Origin of the sequence: Kitasatospora sp. NPDC002965, from assembly GCF_040611255.1 — a bacterium.
In the GTDB taxonomy this organism is placed as follows: Bacteria; Actinomycetota; Actinomycetes; order Streptomycetales; family Streptomycetaceae; genus Kitasatospora.
Window position 1 is genome coordinate 1 of sequence record NZ_JBEXNT010000251.1, and the last position, 5267, is coordinate 5267.

General features: G+C 70.3%; 3 protein-coding genes and 1 pseudogene. 1 reads left to right on the forward strand and 3 read right to left on the reverse strand.

The window, feature by feature from the left end:
* Positions 1-531 precede the first annotated feature (531 nt).
* Entirely contained in the window at positions 532-2838 is a 2307-nt protein-coding gene (locus tag ABZY91_RS41220) for a DUF5703 domain-containing protein (RefSeq protein WP_355409292.1), read from the reverse strand.
* A 536-nt stretch (positions 2839-3374) separates the two neighbouring features.
* Between ABZY91_RS41220 and ABZY91_RS41225 the strand changes: the two genes are divergently transcribed.
* Positions 3375-4448 (forward strand): ROK family protein, encoded by a 1074-nt coding sequence (locus tag ABZY91_RS41225; RefSeq protein WP_355409294.1) that lies wholly within the window; start codon positions 3375-3377, stop codon positions 4446-4448.
* A gap of 141 nt (positions 4449-4589) precedes the next feature.
* On the opposite strand, the gene ABZY91_RS41230 is transcribed toward ABZY91_RS41225, so the two are convergent.
* Both ABZY91_RS41230 and ABZY91_RS41235 read right to left on the reverse strand, forming a co-directional pair.
* The gene (locus ABZY91_RS41230) at positions 4590-4820 is read right to left on the reverse strand and encodes a UDP binding domain-containing protein (RefSeq protein ID WP_355409296.1); all 231 of its coding nucleotides are present in this window, start codon (positions 4818-4820) and stop codon (positions 4590-4592) included.
* 79 nt (positions 4821-4899) lie between these two features.
* Positions 4900-5007: pseudogene (locus tag ABZY91_RS41235) on the reverse strand (hypothetical protein); the annotation flags it as partial.
* Positions 5008-5267: the final 260 nt, after the last annotated feature.

A 5267-nucleotide genomic window follows, 5' to 3' on the forward strand; every position in this document is an offset into this window, starting at 1 on the left:
AGGCCACGCCCCCCGGGGGGCGTGGCCTCGTCGCCGTCGGCGGGCGTTCCCGCGTCCGTCAGACCCTCCCGGGACCGGCTTCCGGCCGGGCCGGGAAGGTCCGGCGGACGGGCTTCTCACCGGCCGACCGCCTGTGCAGCAGACCGCAGCATGCGGGGCGCGAGAAGGGCCGGGGGCTCGGCGCCGGGGCGAGGGGTGCGTCGCGAAGGCCCACGGCTCCTGAAAGCGGTCAGGGCCTCGTCGCCGACGGCGGACGAGGCTCCGAGAAGGGCGTCGGGTACCGGCACTTCGGGCCCGGGACGGGTCGCCGGGGTCCGCAGTGCCGGCCACGGACATGCGGACGGGTCATGGGTGACGGCTCCGGCCGTCACCCATGACCCGATCTGCTAGAGGACGTCGTACCTGGTCACCCAGGTGCCGGTGGACGGCGTCCACACCACGAGGTCGTCGGACCCGTCACCGTCGACGTCCCCGCCCGAGCCGAGTGGAGTCGGGTTGGGCGGCCCAGGTGTGGCCGGCGGTCTGGGCCGTCTAGGACGACCGGACGGTGATGCTGCCGGCGCCGGGGGACACGGTGTAGTCGGCGATTCCCGCGACCCGCGATCCCTCGACGATCCGCCCGTTGGTGGTGTGCAGCCGGAACTTCACGTCCCAGTTGCGGGGCCAGGCGTTGAACAGGATCGCGTCGTCGCCCGCGCCGGGGTGCAGCAGCATCGCCTGGAGCGCGATCTTTCCGATGGAACGCGGCTCGTTCCCCGGTTCGCCGTCGATACCTCCCGGGCCGAACCCGGTGTAGCGCCACTTACCGGCGCGGAACGCCTCCACGGTCTGGTAGCGCGCCTCGTCCGTGAGGCCGAGGTAGGCCGCGTGGGTGGCGTCGTGCCGCCAGTCCTGCTTCCCGGTCGGGTACTTGCCCTTACGGTCGTTGTAGGAGGCCGTCGCCAGATCGAGGTTCGCCTGGCCGCTGCCGAACATCCTGAGCGGGAAGATCGGCCAGAGGTTCTGGTTGTTGGTGTCGCCGCCCTGGAAGAGGCTGGAGGCGGTCTTCAGGCGGTCGTTGGGCCCGTAAGAGGTGTCGTTGTCCGCAGTGGACGAGCCGATCGGGAGGTTCGGCAGACGTCCCTTGACCGTCGCCCAGTAGTCGCGGTCAGCCTGGGTGGTCAGCGAGGCCGGCAGGGCGAGCAGGCCGTTGACGGTCCTGGTGAGCCCGGCGACGTCGGCCATCGGGTTGCGCAGGTTCCGGTCGCCCTCTCCGGAGTACATGGGGTACATGTCGATCTTGCCGCTGGCGAGGTTCCAGTGGGTGTCGTAGAAGCGGACGACCTCACGGGCCACCGGCAGGAGCTTCTGCGCCGCGAACGCCTGGTCACCGGTGTAGGTGAAGTAGTCGAGCATCATCGAGGTGAGTTCGACGTTGTTCGCGTAGAGGTACCGGGTCCAGGTTCCGGAGAACCAGTTCGCCGGCTTGCCGGCCCGGTTCCACCCGTACTCCCCGCCGACCGCCTGTCCCCAGAGGCCCATCACCTCGGGCCACATCGCGCCGCTCGACGCCGGGAGCCGCACGTTGTTGTCCTCGGTGGCACCGTTGCCCCAGAAGGCCTTCACCCGGTCCTTCGCCAGGCCGAGGGAGGAGACGTACTGGTCGAAGTAGGGCTGCATCAGGTCGAAGTCGCCCGAGGGCAGCATGCTCCAGTAGGCGAAGCGCTGGTTGAAGCCGTGGTAGCTGTTCCACTTCCGGAAGTCGGGGTCGGTCTCGGTACCCGGGGTGAACAGTGAGCCGTTGAACCGGATCGGCATCTTCGGGGTCCGCCCGGCGATGGCCTCGGTGTAGCGGGCGTGCAGCCATCCCTTGGTGACCCGGTCGGCGTTCGCGTCACCGGAGGCGAAGATGAACGAACGGTTCCAGAACTCGGTCCAGTACTGCTGGTGGGCGGTGCGGAGCGTGCTGCTCGGCGTCGCCCCGACCGTGCCCGCCTTCGTGGAGATTCCCGTCTCCCACTTGTTGAGCCAGTCGGCGCTCTTGTCGATCTGCGACGACAGGGTGACGTCCAGGCGCTGGGAGGAGGAGGAACCGGAGACCAGGCGGGTGTTGGACGCCGTGGTGAAGCCCGGACCCTGGATGAGCCCGCCGAACGTACGGCCGGTGAGCGGGTCGTCGTAGCCGGCCGGGTCGAGGCCCTGCAACCGCATGACCTCGTCGAACCTCGAATCGGTGTTGCGGTGCGTCCACAGCAGCTTGTTGGAGCGCGTGTGCACGGTGTCGGGCGTGATTTTCGGCTGGTACACCGAGGTCTTCGGATTCTCGGTGTCGACCAGGTCCATGAACGTGAAGTTCTCGCGGGACGGGTTGGTCACCTCGGTCGGGCGGACGTTCACGAAGTCGGCCTGCATGGAGAACGCCGACGGCGCGTCGCTCTCGACGTGGATGGTCGGGTTCTTCGCATCGGCCCAGATGCGCGTCGTGATCTTCGGGGCGGACCCCGAGGTGACGACTATCTCACCCTCCCGCAGCTTCAGCACCTGGGCGAAGGAGCCCGAGGAGAAGGGGTCGGGTGAGAAGGTCAGGTCGAGCCGGCCCAGCTTGGCGAGGCGGACGTTCTCCTCCCACGCGTCGCCCGACGACAGCAGCAGCTTGAGGGTGTTGCCCTCGACCCAGACGTTGGCCGCCTGGATGCCGTTGCCGATCGGCATGGAGCCGGTGATGTCGTTGCTCTTGGAGGTCCACGTCTCGTTGTACTGCGGAAGACGCTGGTCGACGATCGGGTTGATCGCCGCATGCGCGGTCGGTGCCACCGGGGAGCCGATCACCAACCCGCCGACGGTTGCTGCCGCGGCCATCGCCGCCACGAATCGTGGCAGCCTTCTGGCACTTCGTCCTGTCATTCGATTCCTCCCGCTTCGGCCGTACGGCGGCCGCGTGCGGGGATCGCACGCAGGGGTGAGCCGCCGGAGGCCTTGTGAGCGATAGCTTTCGATCTCTCGAAGATCTGCCGAGGTCGGGACGGTCGTCCACGACCGACCTCGGACCGGGCGAGCGTCCGGTCCTCGACGGCCCTGCCGGTGATGCCCCGGGCGAAGCACCCTTGGAGCATCCGGCCGGTCGCCAGGACCCGAAGGGGCGCGGGAAACGCGACCCCGCGCCGAAGTGGAAACCCAGCCTGGTTTTGATAAGTAGGTTTCTTGGCAATATTGCCGTGGGGCATCAATGTAGATAGCGTGTCGTTGTGAGTCAAGACACATCGATTACCGAATCCGGCACGAGATCCGAAGGGCGGATCGGCGATCCGGGGTATCTGCGCAAGCTCAACCTGGCGGCCCTGACACGGGCGTTCCTCGAAACGGCGTCCCTGTCGGTCAGCGAGGTGCGGTCGAGCGTGGGCGTCTCACGCCCGACCGCCGAGGAGCTCCTGACGGTCCTTCTCCAGCAGGGCCTCATCCGGGAGGCGCCCGCACGCCAGGACGGCGAGCGACCCGGCGGACGGCCCGCCCGCCGCTACGAGCTCGTGGCCGAGCGGTCCGTCGTCGCCGGCGTCGACATCGGCGCGCACAAGGTGGCCGTGGCGCTCTGCGACCTGAACGGGACGGTCCTGGCAATGCGCAGGCGCAGCGTCGACCCCGAGCTCGGCGCCGCCGACCGCATCGAGGCAGCGGCCCGCCTGGTGCAGGAGGCGGTCCGGGGATCCGGGACGGACCAGGATCACATCCGGGCGGTGGCCTGCGGCATCACCGGCGTCCTCGCCAACGGCTCGACGGTCTCGGACGTCCGCAACCTCCCCGCGGGCCGGGACCTCGACGTCTACTCGCTCCCGGGGTTCGACGGGATCGACGTGGTCGCGCAGGTGACGGACCGTTTCAAGCGCGACGTGTTGATCGCCAACGACATCCAGGCCGCCGCCCTGGCCGAGCAGTGGAAGGGCGCCGCCACCCGGGCCCGCGACCTGGTCTACATGCACGCGGGCCGCAGGCTCGGTGCCGCGATCCTCATCAACGGGCAGATCCACAACGGCCGACGCGGCCTCGCGGCGTCCGTCGGCTCCATGAAGCTCCTGGGATGGCCCGAGGCGATGACGGCACTCGACCGCGCGGCCCTCGAACGCGCGGGCTCGACCGCCGCGCAGGCCACCGGCGACGACGTCCAAGCCCTCTTCCGGGCGGCCGGGAGCGGTGATCCCACCGCCGTGCAGGTCGTCGACGGCGTCGCCCAGGCCCTCGCCGTGGGCGCCTCGACCCTCGTCCACGCCGTCGACCCCGACCTGGTCGTGATCGGCGGAGGCCTGTCCCGCGCCGGTGACGCGCTCACCCTCCCGTTCGAGTGGCATTTCGCCGCGACATCCCTCAACTCACCGGAGGTCCGCGTCTCCCTGCTCGGCGACGAGTCCGTCGCCCTCGGCGCGGCCCGGCTCGCCCTCGACGCCTACAAGGAGCTGCTGGTCACGGTCCAGGCCTGATCCCTCCACTCGCCGCACACGGCCGGGCGGCGGGCCGAGCCCCGTCGGTGGGCGCGGTCCGGTGGCCCCTCCTCCCACACGGCGAGCGCCCGGAAGCCCCGGTGGGGCTTCCGGGCGCTGCCGAGGGGCCCCGGCGTGCTGCTACTTGCCCGGGCGGCCGAGCTGGTGGACGGTCCAGCCGGCGGCTCGCCAGGGCTCGGGGTCGAGGGTGGTACGGCAGTCGACGAGCAGCGGCGTCGTGGGGCGGGCGACGAGGTCCTGCGGGTCGGCCTCCCGGTACTCGGGCCACTCGGTGGCGAGGACCGCGATGTCGGCGCCGTCGAGGGCGGCCGGGAGGTCGTCGGTGTAGTCCAGCTCGGGGTTGCGCTGCATGGCGGAAGGGACGGCCTGCGGGTCGTGGACGGTGACGACCGGCCCCGGCGTGCTCCAGGGCCTGCGCGAGGGCGAGGGCCGGGCTCTCGCGGACGTCGTTGGTGCCGGACTTGAAGGCCGCGCCGAGCACGGTGACCCGGGCGCCCTTGACCGGGCACTCGCCCAGGGCGCCGGCGATGAGGGCCATCGCGGTGCTGGTGCGGTTCTCGTTGATGTGCTCCGCGGCGAGCAGCAGTGCGGCGGCCCGGTCGGCGGAAGAAGGCGGCCCGTGCGGTGGTCCACTCCCCGATCCTGTGGCGGCGAGATCTCCGCGTCAGATATTTGCATAATTAATGTCCAGCGGTACGGTGGTGGCATGACAGAGCAGACGACGTGCCACCGCTTCCGTGACCGGGTCGCAGTGATCACCGGCGGCGCCGCCGGTATCGGCGCCGCGACCGCGCGACG

What these genes read in the sequence shown, in the direction of transcription:
- ABZY91_RS41220 (WP_355409292.1), bottom strand. Translation starts at nt 2,838, where the DNA reads ATGGCCGCGGCAGCAACCGTCGGCGGGTTGGTGATCGGCTCCCCGGTG.
- ABZY91_RS41230 (WP_355409296.1), bottom strand. Translation starts at nt 4,820, where the DNA reads ATGCAGCGCAACCCCGAGCTGGACTACACCGACGACCTCCCGGCCGCC.